This is a genomic window from Prescottella equi (assembly GCF_002094305.1).
Taxonomy (GTDB): Bacteria; Actinomycetota; Actinomycetes; order Mycobacteriales; family Mycobacteriaceae; genus Prescottella; species Prescottella equi.
This window is the reverse complement of sequence record NZ_LWTX01000003.1, coordinates 362,361-388,488: the sequence shown is the minus strand read 5'-3', so window position 1 is coordinate 388,488 and position 26,128 is coordinate 362,361. Positions and strand designations below refer to the sequence as shown.

Here is a 26,128-nt window from a genome sequence, read left to right as displayed (position 1 = left end):
TCAGCCGTAGGTGTTGAATCCGGCCATCAACGGGAACAGCGGGTCGTCGTACCCGATGTCCATGGTGCAGTCGTTCGGACGCGGGTCCGGGACGAACGCCCACAGCAGCGCGCCGGCGGTACCGGCCGCGCGCTGACCGGTGATCTTCTGACCGATGCTCGACGCGCGTGCGGACAGCGTCTTGCACGACCCCGCGTTCTCGCCGATCTCTGCCACCAGCAACGGCTTTCCGGCGGCCTCGGCCTGATCGATCCGACGGGCCAGACCGTTCCACTGGTCACCCGGCAGCGGGATGCCGTCGGCGCCGTAGTCGTGGTACTGCACGAAGTCGACGTTGTCGGATTCGGTGACGAACTGGTAGTCGTCGCCGCCGGTACCGCACTGGCCGCCTCCGATCAGGCCCGCGGTGACCAGGTGCTTCGGCGCGATCGTCTTGATCTCCGCGCCCGCCTCCTCCATGAAGTCGCGGAGCACCTGCGCGGCATCGGTGGGGCAGGTGCGCACCCACCAGTCGCAGTTCCCGTTCACGCACTCACCCGGATCCGGTTCGCCGACCAGCTCCCACGCCGCTACGGAGGGAGAATCCTTCCAGCGGTTCACCGCGGTCTGCACCCAGTCCTCGAAGCTGAGCCGGGTGCCGTTCTCGTCGTCGGTCTTCCAGCCGCCCACGTACCACGAGCGGTCCTTGAACTTCTCGCTCTCGCACGCGCCGTCCTGAGCGGACAACACGGGAATGATCATCTGATCGGTGCGCTCCGCCTCCGCGAACACCGCGTCCATGGCGGTGAAGTCCAGTTCACCGGTGAACTTGTTGATCGCGAGTTCCTGGAAGGCGTTGAATCGCGTGAGCGAATGCGGCGGCAGGGAGTCGAAGTACTCGGGCAGATCGACCATCCCGCCGCAACCACGGTTGATGCCCCAGTTCGTGGACAGCTGGTAGGCGTTGAAGCCTGCCGGCCACCACTTCTCGCCGTCGAGGTACAGGCCGTCCGACGCGGCCTCGACACGGCCCTGCGCCTGGGCTTGCGGGGCCAGGCCCGCGCCGCAACTGGCCATCGTCACCACCGACAGCACCGCTACCAGCAACCATCTCAATCTCGGTGTCGTTTTCAGAACTGCCTCGCTTCGTCAACGCGTGGCCGCGGGATGGATCGATTGCCTCTCCCCGACTCCCCGGCGATCCACGGCGTATGGGACCCATCCGCGCCACACTCTAGAGAACTTCCGACAGAAACGCCTGGAGACGTGGGGTTTCCGGATGGTCGAACATTTGGTCGGGGATCCCGGACTCGACCACGACGCCGCGATCCATGAACAGCACCGTGTCCGACACCGACCGCGCGAAGCCCATCTCGTGGGTCACCACCACCATGGTCATGCCCGTGGCCGCCAGGTCCGCCATGAGCGCCAGCACTCCCTTGACCAGTTCCGGATCGAGCGCCGACGTCGCCTCGTCGAAGAACATCACCTGGGGTTGCATCGCCAACGCCCGGGCGATCGCGACCCGCTGCTGCTGCCCGCCGGACAGGTTGCCCGGACGCGAGTCCGCCTTGTGCGCCAGCCCCACCAACTCCAGCTGTTCCACCGCCAGCTGTCGGGCCGCGTCCTTCGACAGCTTCTTCAGTTTGCGCGGGCCGAGCGCGATGTTGTCGGCGACGGTGCGGTGCGGGAACAGATTGAAATGCTGGAACACCATGCCGATCCGCTGCCGCAGCCGATCCGGGTTGTCCGCGAGCACGGAGCGGCCGTCGAGCAGGATGTCGCCCGCGTCCGGCTCGTGCAGCCGGTTGAGCACGCGCAGCAGCGTCGACTTCCCGGATCCCGACGGCCCGATCACCGTGACGGTCTTGCCGGCGTCGACGTGCAGGTCCACGCCCCGCAGCACCTTGTTGGCCCCGAACGCCAGGTGCAGCCCGGTACCGGTGAGGGAGACGGAATCGTCCACGCGTCAGCCCCTTTCCACGACGATCGCCTGCTCGAGGTCGTCGAGCGTGCCGGAGGTGTCGGCGCGACCGGTGCGCAGCCGACGGTCGATGTAGTTCACCAGGTGGGTGAGCGGAATCGTCAGTGCCAGGTAGAACAGGCCGGCAGCGACGAGCGGCGACAGGTTGCCGGTCTGCGCGTTGAGGTCCCGGCCCACCGCGAACAGTTCCCGCTGCGTCACCAGCAGTCCCAGGAAATAGATCAGCGACGAATCCTTGATGAGCGAGATGAACTGGTTCATCAGCGCCGGCAGCACCCGTCGCACGCCCTGCGGGATCACCACCAGCGCCATCGACCGGCGGTACGAGAAGCCCAGGGCGCGGGCCGCTTCCATCTGCCCCGGCTCCACACTCTGGATGCCGGACCGGAAGATCTCCCCGATGTACGCCGCTGCCAGCAGCGACAGCGCGGCGGCGCCCAGCCAGTACGGGTTGCTGCCGGTGAGGCCCTTCACGACCGGGCCGACGCCCAGACCGACCAGCAGGATGATCACCACCGCTGGCAGGCCACGGAAGATGTCCGTGTAGACCCGGGCGGGCCAGCGCAGCCAGCGGGTGCGGGAGATGCCGGCCACCGCCAGCAGCATGCCGATCACGGTGCCGACGATGCCCGACGACAATGCCAGGATCAGGGTGTTCGGCAGACCGGTGCGCAGCAGATCCGGGAACGCGCGCTTGTACAGCTCCCAGTCGAAGAACGTCTCGCCCAGCTGCTGCAACGTCGACTTGGGTTGCTCGGTGGACGGTTCGGTAGTCGAAGCGTTCTGCGCGGCGATGGCCGCGAAGTCCGGCAGTTGCGGTTCGGGCGCGGCCTTGCTGCCCGGTTTCCAGCCCGCGGGTAGTTCCCGCGGCACCCAGTCCGAGTACAGCCGGGACCACGTGCCGTCGGCGATCACGGCGTCGAGACCCGAGTTGAGGGCGTCGATCAGCGGCTGGCAGTCCTTCGCCACCGCCCAGCCGACGTAGTTGTTGAGGCTGAACGTGTTCTGCACGATCGACGCCGGATCACCCGGCGCGATCGCGCCCTGCGCCTGCTGAGACGGCGCCACCCACGCGTCGATCTGGCCGGTCTTCAGGTTCGCGTACGCGGTGTTGTAGTCCGGGAACTTCACCGGGTCCAGGCCCAGGGTGTTCACGACGTAGTCGTCCTGCACGGTGCCCTGCACGACACCGATGCGCACCGACGACGTCAGGTCCGGGAAACCCTTGATCGCGCTCCCGTTCGGCACCACCAGCGCGAAGTAGCCGAAGTCGTAGCCGTTGGTGAAGCCGACCAGGTCGCGTCGGGCGTCGGTGGTGGTGATCGACGACGAGCCGACGTCGAACCGGTGTCCCGCCACCTGCGCGAGCAGTCCCGCGAAGTCCGTTCCGACGAACTCGACCTGCAGACCCAGCTTCGCCGCCACCGCCCGCAGCAGTTCGTTGTCGAATCCGGTGAAGACGTTCTGCGAGTTGACGCAGATGCTGGGGGGTGCGTCGGACAGCGTGCCGACCGTCAGCTTCCCGGGTTCGGCCAGGTTCAGCTTCGACACGTCGACGTCGGCGAGCGGCCGCGTGTCCGGGGTCGTGTACTTGTCCTCGGCAGAGGTCGCGGCCGCGGAGTCCAGGTTGCCGGGTAGCGCGGTGGCACTCTCGACGCCGGGCGGGGCGCACAGGTCACCCGACGTGGCATCGCCGCTCGACGAGCACGCGGTGAGCGCGAGCAGCAACCCGGCGAGCACCACCGCCACCGCCCGGGCGCGGGAGATGGCGGCGGCGGTCATCGAATTCTCGGTCTACGCGAGGCCGGACAGCTGCGGCGGGGTGTGCTCGTCGCGCCAGGCGACGGCCTCACGGAGGGCGGTGAGGTCGTAGTCCGGTCCGCTCGCGTTCACCGTGAACAGCGTGACCCCGGCGTCGACGTACGCCGCGGCCTCGTCGACCCCGTGCCACCACGTCGACCGTTCGATCTCGTGCGGATCACGCTGTACGTCGCCGCAGTGCTCACCGAGGATCGCCGACTTGCGGACGAATTCGTCCCGATCGCCGAAGCCGTGCCAGATGTCGGCGTACTCGGCCACCAGCCGCAGCGTCTTCTTCTCGCCACTGCCACCGATCATGAGCGGAATGTCCCGGGTCGGTGCCGGATTGAGCTTGCCGAGCCGAGAGGTGATGCGCGGCAAGTACTCCCCCAGCAGCTTGATACGAGAACCCGGAGTGCCGAACTCGTAGCCGTAGGCGTCGTAATCCTTCTCGAACCAGCCGGCGCCGATGCCGAGGATCAGACGTCCGCCGCTGATGTGGTCGACGGTGCGGGCCATGTCGGCCAGCAGGTCCGGATTGCGGTAGCCGGCGCAGCTCACCAGCGCGCCGATCTCGACCCGCTCGGTCTGCTCGGCCCACGCCCCGAGCATGGTCCAGCACTCGAAGTGCGCACCCTCCTGATCGCCGTACAGGGGATAGAAGTGATCCCAGTTGAAGACGACGTCGGCGCCGGCGTCCTCGGCGCGCAATACGGCGTCGCGGATCATGCCGTAATCGGGGGCGTGCTGAGGCTGTAGCTGGATGCCGATACGCACGGGACGGGTCATGGGAACTCCTTCGCGGCGAGACTGCATCTCACGGTAGACCCAGGGTCGTGGCACTGCACGATGTTGGCCGCCGCACGGCCACGAGTGCAGGGGCGATTGTGGTGATGACGCTGATCCGATTCCCGCGTGGTCGGGCCGGAAGCGGCGTCCGGCAACACTTTCCGGCAGAACTTCCGGTCAAAGATCGTGATTCGCGGCGAGCCACTGCTCGACGCCGCGGAATCCGGGGGTGTCGAACGAGATGCCGCGCCTGTCGATTTCGGCGACCGCCACAACCAGCAACGCTTCGAGGCGTTCGATCTCCCTGGACATCTCGACCACCGACTGCAGCAACAAGGTTTCGGGGAGAACTTTCCCCGCGCCGGTCGGCGGCACGGTGACCGCGACGCCCGCATTGTTCAGTTCCCCCGGTTTCATGACCCGAGCATAGTTCGAACTGATGTTCGAGTCAATCGATCGGGCGCGAGGGCGAATCGTGTGGAGCACACTGGACACATGCGGAACACGCAGCGCCCCAGCCCGCCCACCGGCGTCAAGCGGCGGTTGCTCCGCGCGCCCGTCACGCTGTACCGATGGCACCTCGGCGGCCTGCTCGGGCACCGGTTCCTGCTCCTGGAGCACGTCGGACGCCGCAGCGGCAAGACCCGCCAGGTGGTGCTCGAGGTGGTCGATCACGACGACGCCTCCGACAGTTGGGTCGTCGCGGCGGGCTACGGGACCGCGTCGGACTGGTACCGGAACCTGACCGCGCATCCCCGCGCCCGGGTACAGGTGGGCCGCCGCAGATCCGAGGTGGAGGCCGACTTCCTGGGCACCGAGGAGGGCGGCGACCTCATGGCGTACTACGGCAGCGTGCACCCCAGGATCGGCGTCCGCCTGTGCAAGAGCATGGGCTTCGAGGTCGACGGCACCCCGGAGGATTTCCGTGAGGCGGGCCGTCACATCCACTTCGTCCGGTTGCGGCCCGTGCGCGCTTGATGGTTCCGGGCACTTCGGACGCCTATGCTGTGGCCCGCACACCCGTGCACCCTGACTCGGATCGTCCGGCACGTTCCTGCCGGTGAAGGGATCGTTCCACCATGGCTTCGGTGACGTTCGACAAGACCACGTGCCTGTTCCCGGGCGCGACGACCCCCGCGGTCGACAAGCTGGACCTGCATATCGAGGACGGCGAGTTCCTCGTGCTCGTCGGCCCGTCGGGCTGCGGCAAATCCACGTCGCTGCGCATGCTCGCGGGCCTCGAGGAGGTGTACGACGGGCGCATCCTCATCGGCGACCGCGACGTCACCGGCCAGGAGCCCAAGGAGCGCGACATCGCGATGGTCTTCCAGAACTACGCGCTGTACCCGCACATGTCGGTCGCGGAGAACATGGGCTTCGCGCTCAAGCTCGCCAAGACGCCCAAGGACGAGATCAAGCGCCGCGTGCAGGAGGCGGCCAAGATGCTCGACCTCGAGCCGTACCTCGATCGCAAGCCCAAGGCATTGTCCGGCGGCCAGCGGCAGCGCGTCGCGATGGGCCGCGCGATCGTCCGCAGCCCGCAGGTGTTCCTCATGGACGAGCCGCTGTCGAACCTCGACGCCAAGCTCCGGGTGCAGACCCGCACCCAGATCGCGCAGCTGCAGCGCCGGCTCGGCACCACCACCGTCTACGTCACGCACGACCAGGTCGAGGCCATGACGATGGGCGACCGGGTCGCGGTCCTCAAGGACGGCGTCCTGCAGCAGTGCGCGCCGCCGCGCGAGCTCTACGCCCGCCCAGTCAACCGGTTCGTCGCCGGGTTCATGGGCTCGCCGTCGATGAACATGCTGACCCTGCCGGTCACCGACGGCGGTATCGCGCTCGGCGACGCGGTGATTCCGGTTTCCCGTGAAACCATCGCCGAGATTCCGGAGGGGCAGGTCGTGCTCGGCATCCGTCCCGAGCATCTCGAACCGGCGTCCGGGGAGACCGGTATCTCGCTGGACGTCGACGTCGTCGAGGAGCTGGGTTCCGACGCCTACGTGTACGGACGCACCGGTGTCGGTGGCGCCGGCGAGCACCAGCTGGTCGCGCGCACCGACTGGCGTAACCCGCCGCGACGCGGCGAGCGGGTGAACCTGCACGTCGACCCGTCCGAGGTGCATCTGTTCTCGGTGACCGACGGCCGCCGGATCGGGTGAACTCGACCGGTCCAGTCCGGGGGTAATGCCCGAAACCAGCCGTCTTTCATGCCAGAGTAGGCGGCGACATATGCCTCGACACGGGTGTTGCGCACGATCGCGGTGCAGCTGAACGGTGTCGGATACGTCTATCGGAAAGGTGGACCATGCGTTCTTTCAACACGCGCTCGCGGGTTGCTATCGCGGCCTCGGCGGTCGCGATGCTGGCACTCGCCGGCTGCTCGAGCGACGACAGTGGCAGCGCCAGCGCTGGCGACGCCGTCAACCAGAACCTCGACGGCCGCGGTGCGATCTCGTTCGCGATGGGCAAGAACGACACCGACAAGCTGCAGCCGGTGATCGACAAGTGGAACGCGGCTCACCCGGACGAGAAGGTGTCCCTCAAGGAGCTGCCGGGCGAGGCCGACGACCAGCGCAACAAGCTCGAGCAGTCGCTGCAGGCGGGTAACGCCGACTACGACGTCATGGCCCTCGACGTCGTGTGGACCGCGGGCTTCGCCGCGAACGGCTGGCTGCAGCCGCTCGAGGGTGGACTCGCGATCGACACCGCGCCGCTGCTGCCCGCGACCGTCGAGTCCGCGACCTACCGCGGCACGTTGTACGCGGCCCCGCAGAACACCAATGCGCAGCTGCTGTACTACCGCACCGACCTCATGCCGACGGCTCCCGCGGACTGGAAGGCGCTCACCGACAGCTGCCAGATCGCCAAGGACAAGGGCGTTCAGGACTGCATGGTCACCCAGCTCAAGCAGTACGAGGGTCTGACCGCCAACACCACGCAGTTCATCAACTCGTGGGGCGGCTCGGTCGTCGGCGCCGACGGCAGCACCCCCGAGGTCACGTCGCCGGAGGCCAAGGCCGGCATGCAGGCCATGGTCGACGCCTACCAGGCCGGCCAGATCGCCAAGCGTTCGACGGGCTTCACCGAGGAGGAGACCGCGCTCGCCTTCGTCGGTGGCGAGTCGATGTACGCCTACAACTGGCCGTACATGTGGGACAACGCCCAGAAGGACGGCTCGAAGGTGAAGGGCAACGTCGCCGTCGCCCCGATCGTCGGCCCGAACGGCGCCGGCGCATCGACCGTCGGTGGCTACAACAACGGCATCAACGTCTTCTCGAAGAACAAGGCGACCGCGCGTGACTTCATCGCGTTCGTCCAGAACGACGAGAACCAGATGTCGTTCGCGGACGCGGCCTTCCCGCCGGTCCTGAAGTCGGTGTACGACGACGCGGCCCTGCAGGCGAAGTACCCGTACCTGCCGGCGCTGAAGGCTGCTCTCGAGTCGGCGAAGCCGCGCCCGGTCACGCCGTACTACACCGCGATCTCGAAGGCCATCCAGGACAACGCGAGCGCGGCCCTCAACGGCAAGGTGACGGTCGATCAGGCGGCGACCGACATGGCCTCGGCCATCACCAACGCGGCCAAGTAGTCACCGCACACACGAGAGATCAGGTAACGCACGATGGCTGACTCTGCTGAGCTGAGGCGAGCAGACGAGGCCCGCGCCGTGGTCGGGGTCGACGATCCCGACCACGGCGGTCGCGCTTCCGGGCCCGAGCCCGGGACGGCGCGCACGGGTCACGACGACGAACCGCGGGAGGTCGCTGCGCGCAAGAAGCGCGACTTCCGCCCGATCTGGCTGATCGCCCCGACGATGGTGATCCTGGCCGTCGTCATCGTGTATCCGGTGTTGCGCGCCGTCTACCTGTCCTTCCAGGCGAACAAGGGCATCGATCCGGACACCGGCCGCTTCACCGAGGGCGGGTTCGCCGGATTCAAGCACTACCTGCAGTGGCTGGTGCAGGACTGCGGCGGCGGCGCGGGAACTTGTCCGCCCGGCACCCTCGCGCACGACTTCTGGTCCGCTGCGGGTGTCACGATCTTCTTCGCCGTCGTCACGGTCGCGATCGAGGTGCTCCTCGGTCTGTGGATGGCAACGGTGATGGGCAAGACCTTCTGGGGCCGGTCCCTGCTCCGCGCGAGCGTGCTGATCCCGTGGGCGATCCCGACGGCGGTCACCGCGAAGCTGTGGTTCTTCATCTTCGCCGAGAACGGCATCGCCAACAAGATGCTCGGCACCTCGATCGCGTGGACCACCGACCCGTGGGCGTCCCGGTTCGCGGTCATCATCGCGGACGTGTGGAAGACGACGCCGTTCATGGCTCTGCTCATCCTCGCGGGCCTGCAGATGATTCCGCAGGACGTCTACGAGGCGGCCAAGGTCGACGGTGCCAGCGCGTGGCAGCGGTTCACCCGGATCACGTTGCCGCTGGTGAAGCCGGCTCTCATGGTCGCGGTACTTTTCCGCACCCTCGACGTGCTGCGGATGTACGACCTGCCCGCCATCCTGTCCGGCACCTCCGGCGCGACGCCGAACACGACGCTGTCGATCCTGGTGATGGCCGACATCCGGCAGGGCAACTTCCAGAGCGCGTCGGCGTTGTCGACATTGATCTTCCTGCTGATCTTCGCGGTCGCGTTCGTGATGGTGAAGTTCCTCGGCGCCAATGCCGTGCGCACCCAGGACGAGCAGCGGAAGGGAGCTGATCGCTGATGGGCCGCCACCGCAAGCCCGACGAACTCGACGACCCCGCGACGACGCCCACGTCGTCGGTGCCGACGGCGACGGCCGTCGCTCCCCAGCCGGAGCCGGAGGCCGTCCCCAGCCCGCGCCGGCGCACCGACCGCGGCAAGATGGCCCGGACCTATCTGGGTGTCGCGATCATCCTGATCTGGGGTCTGGCGCCGTTCTACTGGATGGTCGTCACCGCGTTCCGGCAGGTCGACCACACCTTCGACACCACGCCGTGGCCCACCTACGTCACGCTCGACAACTTCCGCGCCGCGATGTCGACCGACAAGGGCAACGACTTCCTCGGTGCGATCGTCAACAGCCTCGTCATCGGTGTCGTCACGACGGCCGTCGGACTGTTGCTCGGCGTGTTCGCGTCGTACGCGCTCGCCCGCATCGAGTTCCGCGGCAAGTACATCGTCACCGGCATCATCCTGGGCGCGTCGATGTTCCCGACGGTCGCGCTCATGACGCCGCTGTTCCAGCTGTTCGGCGACTTCGGCTGGATCGGCCAGTACCAGGCGCTCATCATCCCGAACATCTCGTTCGTGCTGCCGCTGACCATCTACACGCTGACGTCGTTCCTGTCCGATCTGCCGTGGGAACTCGAGGAGGCCGCCCGGATCGACGGCGCCAGCCGGTTCCAGGCCTTCCGCCTGGTGATTCTCCCGCTTGCCGCGCCCGCGCTGTTCACCACCGCGATCCTCGCGTTCATCGCGACGTGGAACGAGTTCATGCTCGCGAGCCTGCTGTCGACGGAGAAGACCGAGCCGGTCACCGTCGCGATCGCCCGGTTCGCCGGCGCCAATTCGTGGGAGCAGCCGTACGCGGCGATCATGGCGGCCGGCACGATCGTCACGATCCCGCTGGTGATCATGGTGCTGCTGTTCCAGCGCCGCATCGTCTCGGGCCTCACCGCGGGCGGCGTGAAGAGCTGACATGCCGTCGGGCAAACCGTCGCGGGGACGCCAGTCGCTGGAGATGCTGATCGGCATTCTCGGGTTCTTCACGTTCATGGCGTTCCTCGCCGCGGTCGTCCCCATCGTCCGCGGTGAGCCGTCGGCGACGGCGTCGCTGATCCTGCTCGGCTGCGTCGCGGCACTCGCCGGCGCGCTCGTCTTCCATCGACGCATCTGACCCCCGCCACCTCCCTCCTCCATCGGTCGCGCCCCTCCGTCCCCGTCCCCCTCCCCGCGTTTTGCGCACTTATCGCGCGTAATTCGCTCCGGAACTCGCGACAAGTGCGCAAAACGCGAGGGGCGAGTGGGACGTCGGGTATGCCGGGTCCGTCCTCGCACCTCGACCAATCACATGCTCTCGTGACCTCGAGGTGCGACGATCGGAGGACGACCGGATCCGACCCACCCCCGGTGCGAGGGCGCGGCCGGATCGCCGATTTCGGACCGGAAGCAGTGCGCGTGAATTCCACGAGCAACCCGACACCCGAGAAGCCCGAGCGGCGACCAGCGCCGCGATCCCGCCGTCGTACGGTGCTGCGTATCGCCGCCGCCGTCGTGATCGTTCCGTTGATCCTGTTCGGCGTCGCGTACGTGCTGGCGGACGTACCGAGCCCGTCGGAGATGCGTCCGGCGCAGGTGGCGACGATCCTCGCGTCCGACGGCACCAGTGTCGTCGCGAAGGTGGTGCCGCCGGAGGGCAACCGGACGGAGGTGCCGCTCGACGCGGTGCCCGGGTACGTCCGCAACGCTGTCCTCTCGGCGGAGGACCGCAACTTCTACTCCAACCCCGGATACTCGATCTCGGGCTTCCTGCGGGCCGGCCGCGACAACGTCCTGGGCCGGGAGAGCGCGGGCGGCGGATCGACGATCACGCAGCAGTACGTGAAGAACGCTCTGGTCGGCACGGATCGCAACGTGGTCCGCAAGGCGCGGGAGCTGGTGGTGTCGGCGAAGATGGCCCGGCAGTGGTCCAAGGACGAGATCCTCGGCGCCTACCTCAACACCATCTATTTCGGCCGCAACGCGTACGGCATCGCGCAGGGCTCACGCGCGTTCTTCGACAAGCCGGTCGAGGAGTTGACGCTCGCGGAGGGCGCCGTGCTGGCCTCCGTGATCCAGAGTCCGTCACTGCTCGACCCGGCGACCGACCCGGACGCGTTGCGTGAGCGCTGGAACTACGTGCTCGACGGCATGGTCGAGATGGGGGTCCTCGCGGCCACCGAACGGGCCGCCACCCAGTTCCCCGAGGTCCTGCCCGTCGCTCCCCCGAACCCCGACGACGTCGCCCCCGGTCCGGAGGGCCTGATCCGGACGCGGGTGGCCGCGGAACTCGAGGCGGCGGGGGTCAGCGAGCAGGATCTGAACACCGGCGGATTGCAGATCACCACGACGATCGACGCAAAGGCCCAGCAGGCGGCCGTCGAGGCCGTCGACCGCACCCTGAGCAAGCAGCCGGACCAGCTGCGAGCGTCGGTGGTGTCGATCGATCCGAGGTCGGGGGCGATCCGCGCCTACTACGGCGGTGCGGACGGCACCGGGTACGACTTCGCGCAGGCACCGCTGCAGACCGGGTCGTCGTTCAAGGTGTTCGCGGCCATCGCGGCGCTGCAGGACAAGATCCCGCTCAGCGCGCAGTACAGCAGTGCCCCGCTCACGGTCGGCGGCCTCACCGTCGAGAACGTGGAGGGCGAGACGTGCGGGACGTGCAGCCTCGCCGAGGCCCTCAAACGTTCGTTGAACACCAGCTACTACCGGCTGACGCTGTCGATGGAGGACGGCGCGCGGAAGATCGCCGACGCCGCCCACCAGGCGGGCATCCCGAAGCAGATCCCGGGCCTCGAGCACGAGACGCTCACCCAGGCCGGTGGTCCACCCGAGACCGGAATCGTTCTGGGGCAGTATCAGACCCGGCCCATCGACATGGCGTCGGCGTATGCGACGCTCGCGGCGTCGGGCAGGTTCCACGAGCCGTATCTGGTGCAGAAGGTGGTGGACGCGGAGGGGCGGGTGCTGCTCGATCGGGAACCGAACGACGGTGAGCAGCGGTTGGATCCGGCGATCGCCGATGCTGTCACGCAGGCGATGGTGCCGATCGCCGGGTACTCGCGTAACCACGGGCTGGCCGGCGGACGGGCGTCGGCCGCCAAGACCGGGACCACGCAGTTGGGTGACACCGGCGAGAACAAGGACGCCTGGATGGTCGGTTTCACGCCGTCGCTGTCCACCGCGGTGTGGGTCGGGACCGCCGACGGAAAGGCCATCGAAACCAGTTGGGGCGGGGCGATCTACGGCGCCGGGCTGCCGTCGGACATCTGGAAGGAGACGATGGACGGGGCCTTGAACGGCACGTCGAACGAGCAGTTCCAGAACACGCAGCCCGCGCCGCAGTCCGGGGGCCAGCAGAGTCGGGCACCGGCGACAGGGGGATCGACCACCACCGAGCAGCAGTACTCGGAGTCGGCGCCGACCCGACAGCGTCCGGTGCAGACGCAGCAACAGGAGGCGCCCGCGTGGACGCCTCCTGTGCAGACCTATCCGCAGGCTCCGGTCCAGCAGGCGCCCGCCCCGCAACAGCAGACCGCACCCCAGGAACAGTGGAATGCGCCTGCGCCGCAACAACAGCAGCGGGAGCAGGCTCCCGCCCCCGTACCGCAGGCGCCTGCTCCCGCTCCCCCGGCACCGGCCCCCGCACCGGCGCCGGGGATTCAGATCCTCCCGGGGGTCACCATTCCCCTACCGGGCTGAATTCCACTCGACACGTAGACGATCGGTGATCGTCAGCCGGCGGCGACGAGTTCGTCGCCGTCCGTGGTCCGGCCCGTCATCGAGGCGGGAACCTCGACCTGGGCGATGTTGCGCGGCAGCAGGAAGGCGACCACTGCGCCGACGAGCGCGAAGACCGCGCCGATCCAGAAGGCCACCTGGAATCCGGCGTTGTCGTAGAAGACCGCGCCCTGCAGCGTCGCCTGGATCTCCGGCGGGAACTGGACGATGTGCGAGTTGTTCATCACCGCGAACGCGACCACCGGCAGGATCGCCGGGAACACCGACTGCGAGACACCGACCATCGAGGCGGAGCTGGCCTGCAGCTGCGGCGGCACGGCCTCGATCAGCAGGTTCGGGATCGACGCGTAGCCCATGCCCATGCCGAAACCGAAGATCGCACAGATGATCATGACGATGCCCTTGGCGTCGTGGGTCTGCGCGATCAGGGCGAATGCGACGGCGTTGAGCAGCAGGCCGGTCACCAGCAGAGGCCGCGGACGCATGTTGCGGCCGACCAGGATGCCGACGAGCAGACCACCGAGGACCACGGCGCCGCCGATCGGAACCTGGTACAGCGCGAAGCCCTCCGCGTCGACGCCGAAGCCGTAGCCCAGGCCGAACAGGGCCGGGGTCATGACCATCATCGGCAGCAGGATGGTGAACAGGCCCGACGACCCGTAGACCACGCCGGCGCTGATCGTGGTGAGCAGCACGGGACGCTTGCCGAGTACGTCGAGGTCGATGAGCGGTTCCGCGATCATCTTCGCGGACACCACCCAGCCGATCAGCAGCACGATGCCGCCGATGAGGTATGCGAGAGTGCCGCCGTCGGTCCAGCCCCACGAGGGACCGAAGCTCACCGCGATGAGGATGCCCGCGATGCCGCCGCCGAGCAGGATCGCGCCGACGAGGTCGATCCGCGAGCGCAGGCGCACGTTCGACTCGGGCGTCGTGAGCTGGATCAACCCGCCGAGCACGGCGAGGCAGATGACGAAGAACCAGAAGATGGAACGGAAGCCGTAGCCGTCGAGCAGCCAGCCCGTCAGGAACGGCGCGGCGATCGCGATCAGGCCCATGCCGCTGGTCGCGATGCTGACGGCGAGCGCAACGGTCTTCTTCGGGAAGACGTCCCGGATCAGCGAGTAGCTCAGGAACAGGGTCGGCACCATCAGGCCGGCCAGGCAGCGTCCGGCGATCATCATCGCGTACGACGACGCGATGGCCGACAGGAACGAGCCGACGAGTGAGATACCGACGCAGGCCAGCAGCATCTTGCGCTTGCCGTACATGTCGGCGAGCTTGCCGATCAGCGGTGCCGCCATGGCGCCCACCAGCAGGAATGCGGTGAGCAGCCACGCGCCCTGAGTGGTTTGGTAGTGCATGGAGATGGCCGGCAGGGCCGTCGAGATCATCATGTAGCTGACGGCGAGTAGCTCGAGCAGAAGCACGATCGAGAGCAGTGAGAGGGCGAGCCGAGGGCTCCAGCCTTCCTCGGCGTTCCGACCCGAGGGGTCGGTGGGCGACGGCGCGGGGCCGCCGGTCGGGGTGGTGACCATTTCCGTGGAATCCTTTCAGACACCGATAAGCAACGGGACCAGATGTTTTCGGGCCCTGTGAGATCTCCGGAGATGGCGGGTGCGCAGGTTCCCGCCGTGGCACCTTCGGTCGGCCGACGGCGCTCTCACATCACACTGATCGCAAAAGCGTGACGCCAGTCACATGCCCGTTCAGTGGGACATTTGTGGCCGGAATCGGAGAGTTGCCCTACCCGGCGAATTCGGTTTTCTTGCAGGGCTATTGAGCGCCTGGGTGCCACAAGTGATTCCGCGTGGGCGGTTTGCCGGGATTGTCGAAAGGGTGTGGAACGTCAAACGCTCGACGCCGCAGTCGACGTCGAGCGTTTGATCGGTGACCGGACCGGCTGTCAGGGGCGCAGCCTGCGCACCGCCCACATCGAGGGAATGATCAACAGAAGTGAGAGCCCCAGTGCGAGGGACGCTTCGGTGACCTGGAATCGGCGGAACAGGCTGTCCGGGTGGTAGCGGACCTCGTAATGGTCGAGTCCCTGCGCCCGCTGGCAGGCCTCGAACTCGCGGTCCTGTGTGGCGATCATCGTCGCCTCACGCGCCTCGTAGTCGGCCAAGGTCTCGTCCGGACGCTGACTCCACTCGAGGTTCTCGCCGATCTGGTTGCACTTGCGGTAGTCGAACTCGACGCGACGGCCCTGCGCGTCGACGTACCCCTCGCTCAACTGCCAGACCGATCCTTGGTCCGAGGTGTAGGCGACCCGGTACTGCGCATCGAGTGGCCGTGCCTCGACCACGGGGCTCGCGTAGTGCGGTCGCGCGCCGAACTGGAACCCGAGCATGAAGGCCGACACCGCGACGAGGGTCACGACCATCGAACCGAGGGTGTTGCGCAGCAGCAGGGCGGCGAGGCTGCCGAGGACGAGCGCCAGCGCCGTGTAGGTGCCTGCGGTGAGAGCACCCGACTGGAAGAGGGGGAAGGTGAGACTGGAGTGCCCGCTCCAGGTGGCGCGCGACAGGTAGCCGTAGTGCCAGAGGGCATCGGCGGTGCGTGTCCACTCGAGCGCCGCCCCCAGGACGGCCATCGCGATAGAAACCGGAACGAACACGACGAGGATCCGAGATCCGTACCAACGGGCGCGGCTCACCGACTGGGACAGGCCCAGGACATGGGTTCCGCGTTCGATGTCCCGGGAGAACACCGTGACACCGACGAGGACCCCGAGCGCGACGGGCAGCAGTGCGGCCAGCACTCCGATCGAAACCAGGCTCGCCGCGACCAGCCACTCGAACGTGCTCTCGTCCACGTAGTCGGCCGTCACCGCGGACCGCTGTCCGGTGCGTTGCCGCACGATCGTCCCGCAGATCAGCGCGATCGCTGCCAGCGTCAGGATTCCCCCGACCGCGGCCAGGATCGTCGTCCGGAACTGCCGCCACGTAACCCAGATCATGCTGCCTCTTCGTCGGTCGTGGTCAGGTAGGCCAGGACGATGTCGTCGAGGTTCGGAGGCTCCGTGTGCCAGCCGTCGGAGACGGCGGGGCGCGGGCCTCGAACCAGGTGGGTGCGCTGGTGCGACTCGACGATCGCGCCGGTGCCGACGACGCCGTGCGGGTCACCGGCGCCGCGGAGCAGGTAATGCTCGTCGAGCAGGTCGTCGAGTGCGCCCGACAGGCGGACACGTCCGGCGCCGAGAATGATCAGCCGGTCGGCGATCTCGGCGACCTCGGACAGCACGTGCGACGACAGCACGATGGTGGTGCCCCGCTCGGCGGCGTCCTCCATCAGGGTGCGCACCACGGAGCGCCGCGCGACCGGGTCGAGTTCCGCGAGCGGCTCGTCGAGCAGGAGGACGTCGGGCCGCCGCCCGAGTGCCACCGCGAGGGCGACGCGGGCGCGATGGCCCGGAGACAGCGTCTTCACGCGCGCGGAGAGCGGGATCTGCGCCTCGGCCACCAGTCGCGAGGCGTAGTCACGGTCCCACGTGGTGTTGGTCTTCTCGCCGAACAGCAGTATGTCCGCGACGGAGAATCCTCGATACAGCGGCTTGTGCTGCGCGACGTAGGCGAGTCCGGGGCAGATTCCCCGCCGGTCGGGCCGGCGGCCGAGGACGGTCACCTCACCGGAGTCGGCCTCGAGCAGCCCGACCGCGATCGACATGAGCGTCGACTTGCCGGCGCCGTTGGCCCCGACGAGTGCGGTGATGCTGCCGCGCTCGACCTCGAACGAACAACCGTTCAACGCCTCCGTGCGGCGAAACCGCTTGTGTACGTCACGCATCGTCAGCGCTGCGGTCGTCGCCTCGCTCATCTGTCCACCTCTCCACCGAATTCGTTGTCCAATGCCGCCGCGACGAGCGCCTCGAGATCCGAGCGGTCCAGACCGGCCGCCGCGCCCTGGCGGGCCCAGTCGGCGAGTGCGGACTGCAGGGCGTCCCGCTCGGCCATGCCCGGCTTGGCCAGCGACTGGGTCACGAACGTCCCCAGGCCCGGCCGCGCCTCCACCAGTCCCTCGCTCTCGAGTTCCCGGTAGGCCTTGAGCACGGTGTTCGGGTTGACGGTCACGGCCCCGACCACCTCCTTCGCCGTGGGCAGCTGATCGCCGGTCTTCAGGTCGCCGAGGCGCAAAGCCTGTTTGACCTGCAGGACGAGCTGCACGTACGCGGGGATCCCGGAGCGACGGTTGATGTGGAACTCCACCATCGAATCTCCATTTCACTACAACATTAGTGGAATAGAGGTTGCATGCACGGGCCCACGCTGTCAACCTGTTGGGGGCGTCCGGGGAGGCATCGGGACACTGCGCGGTGGCTGCTGCGTGTCGCAGCAAATGCGGCTCGAAGCCGCTGAGCAGTGCGAAAATTCGTGAGCAGTGCACTGATTGAGACGGAAGTTCGATTGTGAATTCAACCAATACCGGTGGTGCCGGTGGTCGGCATACGGCCGACCCGGCGCCCAAGGCCCGCAGCCGCAAACCGCGTCGGAAGGGCCGCCGGATCGCCCTCTACGTGAGCCTCGTCGTCGTCCTGCTGCTGATCGCCACGCCCCTGGTGGCGTTCGGCGTCGCGTACAAGAACGCCGACGTTCCGCGGCCCAGCGACATGGTCACCAACCAGGTCTCGACGATCCTCGCGTCCGACGGCACCGAAATCGCCCGCGTGGTGCCGCCCGAGGGCAACCGCACCGAGGTCACGATCGACCAGATTCCCGGGCACGTCCGTAACGCGGTGCTGTCGGCCGAGGACCGCGACTTCTACACCAATCCGGGTTTCTCGGTCTCCGGCTTCGCGCGCGCCGCCCGGGACAACGTGCTCGGCCGCGACAGCGCGGGCGGCGGGTCGACCATCACCCAGCAGTACGTCAAGAACACGCTGGTGGGCTCGGAGCGGTCGGTGACCCGCAAGATGAAGGAACTGGTCATCTCTTCGAAGATGGCGCGCGAGTGGTCCAAGGACGAGATCCTGGCCGCCTACCTCAACACCATCTACTTCGGCCGCGGCGCCTACGGCATCTCGGCCGCCGCCACCGCGTACTTCGGCAAGCCGCTGGCCGACATCACGGTCGCGGAAGGGGCCGTGCTCGCGGCGGTGATCCAGAGCCCGTCGAGCCTCGACCCGACGACCGATCCGGAAGCGCTGCAGGCGCGCTGGAACTACGTCCTCGACGGCATGGTGACGATGTCCGCGCTGGCGCCCACCGAACGGCAGTCGATGGTGTTCCCCGACGCGCTGCCCACCGCGCCCAACGCCGACTCCGGTGCCGCGCCCGGACCGGAGGGCCTGATCCGGGCCCAGGTCCTGCGCGAGCTGGCCGAATCCGGGGTGAGCGAACAGGATCTCAACACCGAGGGTCTGCAGATCACGACGACGATCGATCCCACCGCCCAGCAGGCGGCGCTCGAGGCCGTGGCCGACACGTTCGACGGCGAGCCGGAGAACCTGCGTACCGCGGTCGTCTCGATCGACCCGAAGTCCGGCGCGGTCCGCGCGTACTACGGCGGCGACGACGGCAAGGGCTTCGACTTCGCGCAGGCGGGCCTGCAGACCGGATCGTCGTTCAAGGTGTTCGGCCTGGTCGCCGCGCTCCAGCAGGACATTCCGCTGTCCCAGACCTACGACAGCTCCCCGCTGTCGGTCTACGGCGTGACGATCAACAACGTCGAGGGCGAGTCGTGCGGCAAGTGCACCATCGCCGAGGCTCTCAAGCGTTCGCTCAACACCAGCTTCTACCGGTTGACGTTGTCGATGGACGACGGTGCTCAGAAGATCGCCGACGCGGCGCACCAGGCGGGCATCCCGGAAACCGTTCCGGGGTGGCAGTACCCCACGCTCACGCAGGAGGGTGGGTCGCCGGAGAACGGAATCGTGCTGGGGCAGTATCTGACCCGGCCGATCGACATGGCCTCGGCCTACGCGACGCTGGCCGCGTCGGGCATGTACCACAAGCCCTACTTCGTGCAGAAGGTCGTGACTGCCGACGGGGTGGTGCTGCTCGACCGGCCCGCGTCCGAGGGCGAGCGCCGGCTGGACGCGGCCGTGGCCGACAACGTTTCGCAGGCGATGCTGCCGATCGCCGCGTACTCGCGCAGTCACGGACTTGCCGGGGGACGGCCGTCGGCGTCGAAGACCGGCACCGCGCAGCTCGGCGACACCGGGAAGAACAAGGACGCGTGGATGGTGGGCTACACGCCGCAACTGTCCACCGCGGTGTGGGTCGGCACCGCCGACGCCCAGGCGATCGAGAACAGCTGGGGTGGCCCTGTGTACGGCTCCGGCCTGCCGTCGGACATCTGGAAGAAGACGATGGACGGCGCACTCGAGGACGCCCCGGTCGAGAAGTTCCCGTGGCCCGCCCCGATCGGTGGTCAGGCCGGTGTCCCGGCCTACACCGGCGTCGGCTCCGGGTCTAGTCCCGCCAGTTCGTCGGCTGCTGCCCCCGCTGCCCCGGCGGCTCCGCCCGCGGCGCCCGCACCACAGTTGCCCCCGCCGCCCGCACCGCGGGTCATCGAGATCCTGCCGGGCGTGAAGATCACTCTGCCCGGATAGCGGGGTGCGGGTCACGTTCGTAGCGAGTATTGCTCCGGCCGGGGGGTTCTGGGGGATATTGGATCGCGTGAGCGATCGCGACAGATGCCCGACCCCGGGCCGGAGCCGTCTCCTCGGGGCGCTCGCCTGTGCGGCCGCGGTGACGACGCTCGTGACCGCGGCTCCCTCGGCCGGCGCCTCCGCCCCCGCGGCCTGCGTGCCGTTCGGAACCGCTCAGCTCCCGCCGGGAGCGCCGTCGACGGGCGGACGGGACGGGCTCGGGCTGCTTCCGGAGGCCGTCGGTGTCGCCGCCCCCGCGTCGGTCGAGTTGCGGACGCAGACCACGCAGTTCAACAGGTTCTGGGATTTCGCCCTCGTCGACGGCGCCCTGCTCACCCGGCCGCGGACGGGCGGCGGCGAGAACGTCGAATCGTGGCGATACGCGCCGCTGCCGGACTGCCTTCGAGGGGTCCTCGTGGGGATCTCGGTCGACGACGACGAACTGGTCGCGATCGACGGCGACGGCTGGATGTACACGCTCGACAACGTGTCCCACTCGCCGTTGCTGTGGAACTGGACGTCGGCGTTCGGCGCCCCGCTGTGGGCGGGCACGGGCCAACGCGTCGCCGGTCCCGACCCCGGCAGGTGGGCGCTGAGCGTGTCGTCGCCGTGGGACAACCAGACGTACGTGGACGCAGACGGCCGCATCCATCACGTCGGCCTCGGCAAGATGACGATGGTCCCGTCGCTCACCGGGGACGGCAGTCGCATCACGTACGCGGACCCGTGGCTGCCCAACGACGACAGCTACGAGATCGGCGGACCGCTCGGCGGGCGGTTCCGGTCGGTGGCGCTGTCGCGGCGGGCTCGACGACGTTCGTGGTCAACGAGTTCGGCGATATGTACACGCGCAATTTCGATTTCGACGCCGCGGGCTCGGATTCGGTGTTCTTCCGCTACAGCTGGGACAGCCAGGACGGCAAGCCGTCGGCGCCGAACCTGTTCGCGGAGTTGCTGAACCGCGACTACGCGGCGATCCGGTTACCCGCACAGGACTGGGTGCACCAACCGAAGATTCCCGGCGAGATCACGTCGGCGATCAGCGTGCACTCGACCGGCGTCGGCCCGGGCGCCCGAGAGTTGCGTGTCGCGGGGCGTCGCGGGGGGACGGCGGGCTTCTGGCACAAGGCCCTGAACGCCGGGTCGTGGGAGTTCACCGCGACCGGCGTCGACCTGCCCGGTACGCCGCTGGAGAACTCGCCGCACGACCGGTCCGCGGAGAGCCTGGCGCCGCCCGCCCCGTGGAACCTGTCGGCATCGCTCCCGGCCCGGGACACGCTCGTCGACGGCGCGTTCCTGCTCGACGTCGGCCTGCCGTACTCGGTGGTCGATCCGCGCCTGCTCGACCAGGCCGGACTGCATGCCGGGCCGTCCGGCTAGCGGCTGTCCATCGACCACTTCGATCCCGCGGCCACGACACGGAACGCTGTCGTGACCACACCCGACGGCACCGCTGTCCCGGTGCTGCTGCACACTGCCGACGGTCTGCGGTTCGCGCCGCGCGGGGCCGGACTCGACGCGCAGCCCAGGCATCTCGTCGGGGCGATCGAGATCCCGCAGGCGGTGTTCGACGCGCGCGGCGCCGACGCGGTGCTCGACGCGTTCGTCCGGGACTGGATGCGCGGCGAGCGGATCGCGCCGATCACCCTGAGCGCCACCGACACCGATCTGGTGGTGCGCTAGGAGCAGACGTCGGGTCCCGAGGTGGCGTCGGCGGCCACCGGAAGCGCGGCGAGAGCATGCTCGACGACGTCGTCGACGGTGAAGACCGGATCGGTGGTGCGGTCGATCGCGAGGCTCTCGACCATCGACCACCACGCCCGCAGCAGCATTCGGACGGCCGGGGTCGGTTCGGTGCCGGTGGCCGCGAGGGTGCGCTCGACCATGGTGTTCTTCATGTTCTCGCGGATCTCCTGGATCTGCGGGTCGGCGCCGAAGCCGCCGTGGAAGAACGACTGGTAGTTGTCGCCGTGCCGGTCGATGAACGAGACGAAGGCGTGCACGACGGCCCGCAGTTGATCGTCGGTGGGGGCGGCCGCGTCCGGCGCCGCGGCCCGCAGCAGCCTCCGGGCGGCCGCGCCGACGACCGCGACGTAGTAGTCCTGCTTGGTCGGGAAGTACCGGAACAGCAGGCCGCGGGAGATCCCGGCCTTCTCGGCCACCTGGTCGATCGACAGCGCGTGGATGGGGCGGGTGGACAGTTCCTGCAGGCCGATCGCGACGAGTTGCCGCTTACGCTCCTCGGGCGGGAGTCGCCGCCGGGGGGCCGCGGTTTCGATCGACACGAGATGACACCGTCCAGGTTCTTGATTGCGGGGCAAGTCTACGTCTAGGTTAACTGAGCAATGCTCAGTTAGTCGACGTGACGGAGGCAGCATGGATTTCGCCCCGAGCGCGCGGTCGCAGGAGTACCTCGACCGACTGCGTGAGTTCATCGCGACCGAGGTCGCTCCCGTCGAGGCTCGACTGCGGGCCGCGCGGGTCGAACCGTTCGCGCAGCGGGCCGACGTCTCCGGTGCCGAGATGTGGCAGGTGCCCGACGAGTTCCGCGCGTTGCAGGCGAAGGCCAGGGACCAGGGTCTGTGGAATCTCTTCCTGCCCGACGCCGAACTCGGTGCCGGCCTGAGCAACGTCGAATATGCGCCGCTCGCCGAGGAGATGGGCCGCTCCCCCTTCGTGGCCTCGGTGTTCAACTGCGACGCACCGGACACCGGCAACATGGAGGTGCTCTACCACTACGGCAGCGCCGCGCAGAAGGAGCGGTGGCTGAAGCCGCTGCTGGACGGCGAGATTCGCTCGGCGTTCTGTATGACCGAACCCGGGGTCGCGTCGTCCGATGCCACCAACATGGCCGCCACCGCGGTCGTCGAGGGCGACGAGGTGGTGTTGAACGGGCGCAAGTGGTGGAGCACCGGCATCGGCAGCCCGGACTGCAAGATCCTCATCTTCATGGGCCTCACCGACCCGGAAGCACACAAGTACCAACGACATTCGATGGTGCTGGTCCCGATGGACACCCCCGGCGTGAAGGTCGAGCGGATGCTCTCAACGATGGGCTTCTACGACGAGCCCGGTGGGCACGGCGAGGTGTCGTTCACCGACGTGCGGCTTCCACTCGACGCGATCATCGCCGGTCCCGGACGCGGCTTCGAGATTGCACAGGGTCGGCTCGGGCCGGGCCGGGTGCATCACTGCATGCGTCTGGTCGGTCTCGCGGAGGCCGCGCTCGAGCTGGCGATCCGCCGCGGCACCGAGCGCCTCGCGTTCGGTAAACCGCTGATCAACTTGGGCGGCAACCGCGAACGCGTCGCCGACGCCCGCATCGCCATCAACCAGTTGCGCCTGCTCGTGCTGCACACCGCGTGGCTGCTCGACACCCAGGGCATCGCCGGTGCCCGGTCGGCGGTGTCAGAGATCAAGGTGGCCGCGCCCCGCGTCGCGGAGCGAGTGATCGACTTCGCGATCCAGATCCACGGCGGTGGTGGCCTGTCCGACGACTTCCCGCTCGCCGGCGCATGGACGGCCGCGCGGGCGCTGCGGCTGGCCGACGGCCCCGACGAGGTGCACCAGGGCCTGGTGGCCCGTTTCGAGTTGGGCAAGTACCAGTGACGGCCGGTCCGTCGGAGCTTCCCGACAACGCGCGCGCGGTGCGCGACGAGGACGCGTTCGACGTCGCAGCCGTCGACCGGTGGCTGCGCGACAACGCTTCCGGAAACTTCGAAGGTGTTCCCGAGGTCCGCCAGTTCGCCGGCGGGGCGTCCAACCTGACCTACCTGCTGCGCTACCCGGACCGCGACCTGGTGCTGCGCCGGCCTCCGGCCGGCGCCAAGCCGTCGTCGGGGCACGACATGGCCCGCGAGTTCCGCATCCAGTCGCTGCTCGCGCCGGTGTATCCACACGTGCCGGCGATGGTGGGCCTGTGCACCGATCCGGCGGTGCTGGGCAGCGACTTCTACGTGATGGAACGCGTCGACGGCACGATCCTGCGCTCCGCTCCCCCGGACGACCTCGGCCTCACTCCCGAGAACACCCGCGAGCTGTGCCTGCGAGTGGTCGATCTCCTCATCGAGCTGCACGGAGTGGATCCGGCGGCGTCGGGACTCGACGAATTCGGGCGCGGCGCAGGCTACGTCGAACGACAGGTTGCGGGATGGACCAAGCGCTACGCGGCTGCCCGCACCGACAACGTCCCGGACTTCGCGCGGGTGACGGGATGGCTGGCGGACAACCAGCCCGCCGACGTTGCGTCGTCGATGATCCACGGCGACTTCCGGCTCGACAACGTCGTCCTCGGTGACGACCTGCGGCCACGCGCCGTGCTGGACTGGGAACTCGCCACCGTCGGCGACCCGCTCATGGATCTCGGGTCGAGCCTGGCCTACTGGGTGCAGGCCGACGATCACCCGATGATGCTGGCCACCAAGCGTCAGCCGTCGGATCTGCCGGGCATGCTCACTCGCCGCGAGATCGTCGAATACTACGGCGAGCGAACGGGTCTGCCGATAGACAACTGGCGCTTCTACGAGGTGTTCGGACTGTTCCGGCTGGCGGTGATCGCACAACAGATCTACTACCGCTTCCATCACAGGCAGACCACCAACCCGGCGTTCGAGCACTTCTGGATCGCCGTCGGGTACCTCGACACCCGCTGCAACGAACTGATCGACACGGAGGGCAACCAGTGAGCCGCACGCCTCGCAGGAACATTCTCATCACCGGCGCCAGCTCCGGCCTCGGACGCGGCATGGCTCGTGAATTCGCCGCCCGCGGGCGCAATCTCGCGCTCGCAGCCCGGCGCACCGAACGGCTCGAGGAGCTGCGCGGCGAACTGCTCGCGGCGCACCCGCAGATCACGGTCGCGATCAGAAAGCTCGACGTCGACGTCCCCGACGAGGTGTTCGGCGTGTTCCGGGAGTTCGACGATGAACTCGGCGGCCTGGACCGGGTAATCGTCAACGCCGGCCTCGGCAAGGGACAACCGTTGGGCACCGGCTACTTTCGCGCGAACGTGCAGACGGCACGCACGAACTTCCTCGGTGCACTCGCGCAGAGCGAGGCGGCGCTCGAGTTGTTCCGCCCGCGCAACGCCGGTCACGTGGTACTGATCTCGTCGGTGAGTGCGATGCGCGGCATGCCCCGCAACCTCACCACGTACGCGGCGTCGAAGGCCGGGGTCGCGGCGCTCGGCGAGGGCATGCGCGCGGACCTCGCAAAGACCGGCATCGACGTCAGCACCATCTTCCCCGGCTTCATCCGTTCGGAGATCAACGAGAAGGTGAAGAAGGTGCCGTTCATCGTCGACACCGAGACCGGCTGCCGTGCTCTCGCCGCCGCCATCGAGAAGGAACCACACAAGGCGTACGTCCCGGCGTGGCCGTGGCTTCCGGTGTCGATGGCGATGAAGGTGCTGCCGCTGTCGGTGGTCTCCAAGATGGCGTAGATCCGCTGGAACTGAGCGGGTGGAGGATGTAAACCTTCTTCCATGGACAAGCGCCATCTCGTGCACTTTCTTTCCGTCGTGGACGAGGGCTCGATCTCGGCCGCCGCTCGGCGGCTGGGACTGAGCCAGCCGTCGGTGTCCCAGACCGTCCAGGAACTCGAGCGGGAACTCGACTGCACGCTGTTCACCCGGGGACGTGGCATGAGCCCCACGTCGAGTGGTCGGGCGCTCGTCGGACCTGCCCGGGCGGCGCTGCGTGCGATGGACGCCGCCCACTGGGCAATCAAGGAGATCTCCGAGCTTCGTTCGGGGGAACTCGACGTCGGCAGTGCTGTCAATCTCGCGGTGGACCCGCTCGTCGACCTGGTCCGGCTACATCGGGCCCGTCACCCCGGTGTAACGATTCGTATTCGGAACGTGCAGCCCGGTGCCCGCGGTTTCGACGCGCTTGCGAGAGGCGAGATCGAACTGCTGCTCGCGGAGCACCCGCCGGCGGCGACGGGCTTTGCCGAGATCCCCCTCGGGGAACGACCGCTCGTGGCGGTGTTCCCACCCGGAACTCGCCTCGCCGAACGCCCTCTGCGGCTGGACGAGTTCGTCTCGCACGATCTCATCACCGCGCCGTCGCCAGGCGCGATCGGACGCTCGCACCTGAACCGGCTGCTCGCCGCCCAGGGACTGGGTAGCGTCGTCCCGGTGCTGGAGACCGCGCACCGCCACATGCTGATCCCCCTGATCCTCGCCGGCGTCGGAGGCACCCTTCTCCACGGCACAGAGGCGGAGATCGCGGAGCGGTTGGGGGCGGTCGTGAGACCGTTGGACGCAGACATACCAACCGCCCACGCCTTCTATTTCCGCTCGGAAGACCTGTCGCCCTCGGCGAGTTCGTTCGTGGCTCTGATACGTGAATCAACGCCGAAGTTATAAGCAGATCCGATACTTCGTATCGGGCAACTGGGTCTATACCTATGAGCTGTTCGATCGTAGGGTCGTCGAACGAGGAGCCCCGCATGGTGCATCGGCACCGGCGCGCGGCGGAGTCGCCGCGCGATGCGTGTCGCCTTCTCGA

The 26,128-nt window shown here is 68.2% G+C and carries 22 protein-coding genes and 1 pseudogene; 13 read left to right on the top strand and 10 right to left on the bottom strand.

Annotation, left to right across the window (positions count from 1 at the left end):
• The 5 genes from A6I89_RS11105 to A6I89_RS11085 form a co-directional block, all read right to left on the bottom strand.
• Positions 1–1,056 carry a cellulase family glycosylhydrolase gene (locus tag A6I89_RS11105; RefSeq protein WP_044991518.1) on the bottom strand — a complete coding sequence of 352 codons (1,056 nt, stop codon included), beginning with the start codon at positions 1,054–1,056 and terminating at the stop codon, positions 1–3.
• Between the two features lie 157 nt (positions 1,057–1,213).
• Positions 1,214–1,945 (bottom strand): amino acid ABC transporter ATP-binding protein, encoded by a 732-nt coding sequence (locus tag A6I89_RS11100; RefSeq protein WP_005516713.1) that lies wholly within the window; start codon positions 1,943–1,945, stop codon positions 1,214–1,216.
• Positions 1,946–1,948: 3 nt separating this feature from the next.
• A complete protein-coding gene (locus A6I89_RS11095; RefSeq protein WP_022598622.1) occupies positions 1,949–3,745 on the bottom strand; it encodes an ABC transporter substrate-binding protein/permease in 1,797 nt (598 codons plus the stop codon).
• Positions 3,746–3,757: 12 nt separating this feature from the next.
• Positions 3,758–4,552, bottom strand: a complete 795-nt coding sequence (locus tag A6I89_RS11090) for an LLM class F420-dependent oxidoreductase (protein WP_022598621.1) — start codon at positions 4,550–4,552, stop codon at positions 3,758–3,760.
• 177 nt (positions 4,553–4,729) lie between these two features.
• Complete coding sequence (locus tag A6I89_RS11085) at positions 4,730–5,047, bottom strand: hypothetical protein (protein ID WP_157664942.1); 318 nt, start codon at positions 5,045–5,047, stop codon at positions 4,730–4,732.
• Between A6I89_RS11085 and A6I89_RS11080 the strand changes: the two genes are divergently transcribed.
• From A6I89_RS11080 to A6I89_RS11050, 7 genes are all read left to right on the top strand, one after another.
• Positions 5,048–5,530 (top strand): nitroreductase family deazaflavin-dependent oxidoreductase, encoded by a 483-nt coding sequence (locus tag A6I89_RS11080; RefSeq protein ID WP_022598618.1) that lies wholly within the window; start codon positions 5,048–5,050, stop codon positions 5,528–5,530.
• Between the two features lie 101 nt (positions 5,531–5,631).
• A complete protein-coding gene (locus tag A6I89_RS11075; protein WP_022598617.1) occupies positions 5,632–6,714 on the top strand; it encodes an ABC transporter ATP-binding protein in 1,083 nt (360 codons plus the stop codon).
• A gap of 146 nt (positions 6,715–6,860) precedes the next feature.
• Positions 6,861–8,144 (top strand): ABC transporter substrate-binding protein, encoded by a 1,284-nt coding sequence (locus tag A6I89_RS11070; protein WP_005516718.1) that lies wholly within the window; start codon positions 6,861–6,863, stop codon positions 8,142–8,144.
• Between the two features lie 33 nt (positions 8,145–8,177).
• On the top strand, positions 8,178–9,269 hold the full coding sequence (locus tag A6I89_RS11065) for a carbohydrate ABC transporter permease (protein WP_041674488.1): 1,092 nt from the start codon (positions 8,178–8,180) through the stop codon (positions 9,267–9,269).
• 140 nt (positions 9,270–9,409) lie between these two features.
• Positions 9,410–10,225 (top strand): carbohydrate ABC transporter permease, encoded by an 816-nt coding sequence (locus tag A6I89_RS11060; RefSeq protein ID WP_172504613.1) that lies wholly within the window; start codon positions 9,410–9,412, stop codon positions 10,223–10,225.
• A gap of 1 nt (position 10,226) precedes the next feature.
• On the top strand, positions 10,227–10,424 hold the full coding sequence (locus tag A6I89_RS11055; RefSeq protein WP_005516721.1) for a hypothetical protein: 198 nt from the start codon (positions 10,227–10,229) through the stop codon (positions 10,422–10,424).
• Positions 10,425–10,705: 281 nt separating this feature from the next.
• A complete protein-coding gene (locus A6I89_RS11050; protein WP_049910677.1) occupies positions 10,706–12,991 on the top strand; it encodes a transglycosylase domain-containing protein in 2,286 nt (761 codons plus the stop codon).
• Between the two features lie 32 nt (positions 12,992–13,023).
• Here A6I89_RS11050 and A6I89_RS11045 read toward each other — a convergent pair whose 3' ends face one another.
• The 4 genes from A6I89_RS11045 to A6I89_RS11030 form a co-directional block, all read right to left on the bottom strand.
• Complete coding sequence (locus A6I89_RS11045; RefSeq protein ID WP_005516723.1) at positions 13,024–14,568, bottom strand: MFS transporter; 1,545 nt, start codon at positions 14,566–14,568, stop codon at positions 13,024–13,026.
• A gap of 368 nt (positions 14,569–14,936) precedes the next feature.
• The gene (locus tag A6I89_RS11040; RefSeq protein WP_022598612.1) at positions 14,937–15,989 is read right to left on the bottom strand and encodes an ABC transporter protein; all 1,053 of its coding nucleotides are present in this window, start codon (positions 15,987–15,989) and stop codon (positions 14,937–14,939) included.
• Entirely contained in the window at positions 15,986–16,846 is an 861-nt protein-coding gene (locus A6I89_RS11035) for an ABC transporter ATP-binding protein (RefSeq protein WP_005516725.1), read from the bottom strand. The genes A6I89_RS11040 and A6I89_RS11035 overlap by 4 nt, the downstream gene beginning before the upstream one ends.
• Positions 16,843–17,238: a GntR family transcriptional regulator gene (locus A6I89_RS11030; RefSeq protein WP_013417646.1), complete on the bottom strand. Its 396-nt coding sequence runs from the start codon at positions 17,236–17,238 to the stop codon at positions 16,843–16,845. Before A6I89_RS11030 ends, A6I89_RS11035 begins: the two co-directional genes overlap by 4 nt.
• 197 nt (positions 17,239–17,435) lie before the next feature.
• Between A6I89_RS11030 and A6I89_RS11025 the strand changes: the two genes are divergently transcribed.
• Both A6I89_RS11025 and A6I89_RS11020 read left to right on the top strand, forming a co-directional pair.
• Positions 17,436–19,580 (top strand): transglycosylase domain-containing protein, encoded by a 2,145-nt coding sequence (locus A6I89_RS11025; RefSeq protein WP_044991495.1) that lies wholly within the window; start codon positions 17,436–17,438, stop codon positions 19,578–19,580.
• Between the two features lie 139 nt (positions 19,581–19,719).
• A pseudogene (locus tag A6I89_RS11020) lies at positions 19,720–21,302 on the top strand (hypothetical protein).
• Here A6I89_RS11020 and A6I89_RS11015 read toward each other — a convergent pair.
• Complete coding sequence (locus A6I89_RS11015) at positions 21,299–21,904, bottom strand: TetR/AcrR family transcriptional regulator (RefSeq protein WP_022598606.1); 606 nt, start codon at positions 21,902–21,904, stop codon at positions 21,299–21,301. The pseudogene A6I89_RS11020 and the gene A6I89_RS11015 sit on opposite strands and share 4 nt — an antisense overlap.
• A 91-nt stretch (positions 21,905–21,995) precedes the next feature.
• Here A6I89_RS11015 and A6I89_RS11010 point away from each other — a divergent pair, with 91 nt between their 5' ends.
• Genes A6I89_RS11010 through A6I89_RS10995 form a run of 4 tightly spaced genes read left to right on the top strand, consistent with a single transcriptional unit; the run spans position 21,996 to position 25,986 of the window.
• Positions 21,996–23,228 carry an acyl-CoA dehydrogenase family protein gene (locus tag A6I89_RS11010; protein WP_022598604.1) on the top strand — a complete coding sequence of 411 codons (1,233 nt, stop codon included), beginning with the start codon at positions 21,996–21,998 and terminating at the stop codon, positions 23,226–23,228.
• Entirely contained in the window at positions 23,225–24,304 is a 1,080-nt protein-coding gene (locus A6I89_RS11005; protein WP_022598603.1) for a phosphotransferase family protein, read from the top strand. Before A6I89_RS11010 ends, A6I89_RS11005 begins: the two co-directional genes overlap by 4 nt.
• The gene (locus A6I89_RS11000; protein WP_022598601.1) at positions 24,301–25,059 is read left to right on the top strand and encodes an SDR family oxidoreductase; all 759 of its coding nucleotides are present in this window, start codon (positions 24,301–24,303) and stop codon (positions 25,057–25,059) included. The genes A6I89_RS11005 and A6I89_RS11000 overlap by 4 nt, the downstream gene beginning before the upstream one ends.
• Before the next feature lie 42 nt (positions 25,060–25,101).
• The gene (locus A6I89_RS10995) at positions 25,102–25,986 is read left to right on the top strand and encodes a LysR family transcriptional regulator (RefSeq protein ID WP_022598595.1); all 885 of its coding nucleotides are present in this window, start codon (positions 25,102–25,104) and stop codon (positions 25,984–25,986) included.
• Positions 25,987–26,128: the final 142 nt, after the last annotated feature.

Coding starts and splice junctions, on each gene's coding strand:
- A6I89_RS11105 (WP_044991518.1), bottom strand. CDS start 1,056: ATGGCCAGTTGCGGCGCGGGCCTGGCCCCGCAAGCCCAGGCGCAGGGC.
- A6I89_RS11095 (WP_022598622.1), bottom strand. CDS start 3,745: ATGACCGCCGCCGCCATCTCCCGCGCCCGGGCGGTGGCGGTGGTGCTC.
- A6I89_RS11090 (WP_022598621.1), bottom strand. CDS start 4,552: ATGACCCGTCCCGTGCGTATCGGCATCCAGCTACAGCCTCAGCACGCC.
- A6I89_RS11080 (WP_022598618.1), top strand. CDS start 5,048: ATGCGGAACACGCAGCGCCCCAGCCCGCCCACCGGCGTCAAGCGGCGG.
- A6I89_RS11075 (WP_022598617.1), top strand. CDS start 5,632: ATGGCTTCGGTGACGTTCGACAAGACCACGTGCCTGTTCCCGGGCGCG.
- A6I89_RS11070 (WP_005516718.1), top strand. CDS start 6,861: ATGCGTTCTTTCAACACGCGCTCGCGGGTTGCTATCGCGGCCTCGGCG.
- A6I89_RS11065 (WP_041674488.1), top strand. CDS start 8,178: ATGGCTGACTCTGCTGAGCTGAGGCGAGCAGACGAGGCCCGCGCCGTG.
- A6I89_RS11060 (WP_172504613.1), top strand. CDS start 9,410: ATGGCCCGGACCTATCTGGGTGTCGCGATCATCCTGATCTGGGGTCTG.
- A6I89_RS11055 (WP_005516721.1), top strand. CDS start 10,227: ATGCCGTCGGGCAAACCGTCGCGGGGACGCCAGTCGCTGGAGATGCTG.
- A6I89_RS11045 (WP_005516723.1), bottom strand. CDS start 14,568: ATGGTCACCACCCCGACCGGCGGCCCCGCGCCGTCGCCCACCGACCCC.
- A6I89_RS11040 (WP_022598612.1), bottom strand. CDS start 15,989: ATGATCTGGGTTACGTGGCGGCAGTTCCGGACGACGATCCTGGCCGCG.
- A6I89_RS11035 (WP_005516725.1), bottom strand. CDS start 16,846: ATGAGCGAGGCGACGACCGCAGCGCTGACGATGCGTGACGTACACAAG.
- A6I89_RS11030 (WP_013417646.1), bottom strand. CDS start 17,238: ATGGTGGAGTTCCACATCAACCGTCGCTCCGGGATCCCCGCGTACGTG.
- A6I89_RS11010 (WP_022598604.1), top strand. CDS start 21,996: ATGGATTTCGCCCCGAGCGCGCGGTCGCAGGAGTACCTCGACCGACTG.
- A6I89_RS10995 (WP_022598595.1), top strand. CDS start 25,102: ATGGACAAGCGCCATCTCGTGCACTTTCTTTCCGTCGTGGACGAGGGC.